The following is a 3,982-nucleotide window of genomic DNA, read 5'->3' as shown; positions in this document are numbered from 1 at the left end:
CAGTTGCCGACGTATGCGTTCCAGCGACAGCGCTACTGGTTCGAGGCACCTGCAACTCCGGACGCCGGTACCACCGCGGACACCCGTTCCGCGGAAGCCGAGTTCTGGCAGGCCGTCGAACACGCCGACCTGGAGACCCTGGCGACCACGCTGGACGTCGACCCCCACACACCGCTCAGCGGTCTGCTCCCCACGCTCTCCGAATGGCGGCGCAACCAGGGCGACCGCGCCGCCCTCGATTCCTGGCGGTACCGGATCGCATGGTCGCCACTGGCCGGAGCGCCGAGCGGTACGCTGCCGGGCGACTGGCTGGTCGTCACTTCTGCGGACGACGCCGGCCACCGGCTGACCGAAGCCGTCGCCCGAGCACTCCAGGAGGGCGGCGCCCGGGTGCGGACCGTCGTGCTGGCCGGTGCCGACCGGGGCAAGGCAGCGGCCCTGCTGCGAGAGGCGGCCGGTACCGGTCCGGAGCCGGCAGGAGTGCTGTCGCTGCTGGCGCTCGACGAGAACCGGGATCCCCGGTACCCGTCGCTGCCGACCGGCCTGACCGCCAACCTCACCCTTTTCCAGGCGCTGGACGACGCACGGATCGAGGCTCCTGTGTGGCTGGCCACCCAGGGCGCGGTATCGGTCGGTTCCTCCGACCCCCTGAGCAGTCCGGCCCAGGCGGCAACCTGGGGCATGGGACGTGTCGCAGCCCTCGAACACCCCCGCACCTGGGGAGGGCTGATCGACCTCCCGGCCGTCATGGAGGGGCACGCCTCGGAACATGTGCGGGCCGCGCTCGCCGGCATCACCACAGAGGCCGGCAAGGAGGATCAGCTCGCCGTGCGGGACGCCGGGATCTTCGCGCGCAGACTGGTCCGTGCCTCCCTGCGGGAATCCGGCGACCCGAGCTGGCAGCCGCACGGCACGGTCCTGATCACCGGCGGTACCGGAGGCATCGGAGCCCATGTCGCCCGCTGGCTCGCACGTGCCGGAGCCGATCACCTGGTGCTCACCAGTCGCCGGGGGCCGGACGCGCCGGGCGCCGCCGAACTGGCGGACGAACTGCTCGCCCTCGGCGAAGGCCGGGTGCGGGTGACGGTCGCCTCCTGCGACGTCGGGGACCGCGACTCAGTCGCCGGCCTGATCCGGGACCTCACCGCGGCCGGTGAGCCCGTCCGGGCCGCCTTCCACGCCGCCGGAGTCGTCCAGTTCTCCCCGCTGTGCGACAGCACGCCTGCCGACTTCGCGGCGATGGCCGACGGCAAGGTGCGAGGCGCGGAGCACCTGGACGAACTGCTGGAGGACGAGCACCTGGAGGCCTTCGTCCTCTTCTCCTCGATCGCCGCCGCCTGGGGAAGCGGTGGCCAGAGCGCCTACGCGGCCGCCAACAGCTACCTCGACGCCTTCGCCGAGCTGCGCGCGGCACGAGGGCTGCCGGCGACCTCGGTCGCCTGGGGGCCCTGGGCCGAGAAGGGCATGATCGAGCACGGTGAGGTGGAGGAACACCTCAGCCGTCGCGGGCTCATCGCCATGAAGCCCGAACTCGCCGTCCGGGCGCTCGGCGAGGTGATGGGGGCCGGCGATGCAGGTCTGGTCGTGGCGGACGTCCAGTGGGAACGGTTCGTTCCGGGATTCACCGCCGCCCGAACCCGCCCGCTGCTCGGCGACCTGCCGGAGGTGCGGGACGTACTCACCGCGCAGGAACTTCCGGCCACCGCAGGAAAGGAGGTCGTGCAGGCCGGCTTCACCGAGGGCTTGGCGGGTCTGCCGACGGACGAGGTCGAACGCAGACTGCGGGACCTGGTGGCCGTGGAGGCGGCTGCTGTCCTCGGTCACGCCTCCTCCGCCTCGGTCTCGGCCGGGCGGGACTTCAAGGAGCTGGGTTTCGACTCCCTCACCGCCATGGAACTGCGCAACCGCCTGAGCTCGGTCACCGGCGCGGAACTGCCGGCCACGCTGATCTTCGACTATCCGGCACCGGGACCGCTCGCCGCGTATCTGCGGACCGAGCTCTTCCCGGAAGCCGCGGGGGACGGCGCAGGTGTCCTGGAGGACATCGGCCGATGGGAACTGGCACTGCCGGAAATCCTGGCGGACGACGGGGTGCGGTCCGAGCTGGTCACGCGCCTTCAGGACCTGATGGCCAAGCTCGGCGCCGACCCCGGGCAGGCCGCGTCCGAAGCGGTCGGCAACACACTCGCTTCGGCAACCGCCGACGAGGTCTTCGACTTCATCGACAACGAACTCGGGGCGTCCTGATGGCGAACGAGAACGAAGAAAAGCTGCTCAGCTACCTCAAGCGGGTGACTGCCGACCTGCGGCAGACGCGTGAACGCCTTGAGGAGTTCGAGGCCGCCGAGCACGAGCCGATCGCCGTGGTCTCCATGGGATGCCGCTACCCGGCCGGTGTGCGGTCTCCGGAGGACCTCTGGCAGCTGGTCGCCGATGGCAAGGATGCCATCGGGGAGTTCCCCGCCAATCGGGGCTGGGACATCGACGCGCTCTACGACCCGGACCCCTCCCGGTCGGGCACCTGCAACACCCGCGAGGGCGGTTTCCTGTACGACGCCGATCAGTTCGACCCGGCGTTCTTCGGTATCTCGCCACGCGAGGCCCTGGCCATGGACCCGCAGCAACGGCTGCTGCTGGAGGTGGCCTGGGAGACGGTCGAGCGGGCCGGAATCGACCCGTTGTCGCTGAAGGGCTCCCGGACCGGGGTGTACGTCGGTCTGGCCTCCTTCCAGTACGGCGGCGACCCGCAGCACGCCCCCGAGAGCGTCGAGGGGCACCTGCTGATCGGCAACGTCTCCAGCGTCGCCTCGGGCAGAATCTCCTACACTTTGGGTCTGGAAGGGCCGGCCGTCACCCTCGACACGGCCTGTTCTTCCTCGCTGTTCACCATGCACCTCGCGGCTCAGGCCCTGCGGCGGGGCGAGTGCTCGCTGGCCCTCGCCGGCGGTGTGGCGGTGATGGCCACCCCGGGCGTCTTCGTGGAGTTCAGCCATCAGCGTGGGCTGTCCGCGGACGGCCGCTGCAAGTCGTTCGCGTCGGCTGCCGACGGGACGGGCTGGGGCGAGGGCTGCGGCATGGTGCTGCTGGAGCGACTGTCCGACGCCCGCCGCAACGGGCACGAGGTGCTGGCGGTGATCCGCGGCAGTGCGGTGAACCAGGACGGTGCCAGCAACGGCCTGGCCGCGCCGAACGGGCCCGCGCAGCAGCGCGTCATCGAAGCCGCGCTGGCCGGCGCAGGGCTGTCGGTGTCGGATGTGGACGCGGTGGAGGCACACGGCACCGGAACCGTGCTGGGTGACCCGATCGAGGCCGGTGCGCTGCTGGCCACCTACGGCCGGGGACGCGGGACCGCGGAGCCGCTGTGGCTGGGTTCGCTGAAATCCAACATCGGCCACACCCAGGCGGCGGCGGGCGTCGGCGGCGTCATCAAGATGGTGATGGCCCTCCGCAACGGCCGGCTCCCCCGCACCCTGCACGTCGACGAGCCCACATCCAAGGTCCGCTGGTCCTCCGGAGCGGTGCGGCTGCTGACCGAGGCCCGGAGCTGGCCGGAGACGGGCCGGCCCCGGCGGGCCGGAGTCTCGGCCTTCGGGGTGAGCGGCACCAACGCCCACCTCATCCTGGAGCAGGCGCCCGAGCCGGACCCCGTGCCGGAGGCCGGCGGCAATGGCGGAGGCGCCGGGTCCGCCGTCCTTCACGGGCCCGCGGTGCCGTGGGTGGTGTCGGCCCGGTCCGCAGACGCGCTGCGTGGTCAGGCCGAGCGGCTGCTGGCCCACGTTCAGGACCGTCCGGAGGTGCCGGCCGCCGACATCGGGTACTCCCTGGCCGCCGGGCGGGCCGCCTTCGAGCACCGCGCCGTGGTGGTGGGCTCGGGCGACGAGGACTTCCGTGGCGGGCTGGCCGGGCTCGCCCGGGGCGTGCCCGGCCCCACAGTGGCCCACGGCGTGGCGTTGCCCGATTCGCGTCCGGTGTTCGTGTTTCC

Annotated in this window: 2 protein-coding genes; both read left to right on the top strand. The window is 72.0% G+C overall.

Translation table 11 applies throughout. The annotated features are described in order from the left end of the window. Window positions 1–2,247: SDR family NAD(P)-dependent oxidoreductase (locus ABD299_RS20870; protein WP_344264899.1), on the top strand; the 2,247-nt coding region annotated here is incomplete at its 5' end. Next, the coding region (locus tag ABD299_RS20865; RefSeq protein WP_344264896.1) for a type I polyketide synthase at window positions 2,247–3,982 on the top strand (1,736 nt) is incomplete at its 3' end. The genes ABD299_RS20870 and ABD299_RS20865, both read left to right, overlap by 1 nt.

Source organism: Streptomyces sodiiphilus, assembly GCF_039529215.1.
GTDB lineage: Bacteria > Actinomycetota > Actinomycetes > Streptomycetales > Streptomycetaceae > Streptomyces > Streptomyces sodiiphilus.
This window is presented reverse-complemented; position numbering and strand designations above follow the sequence as displayed.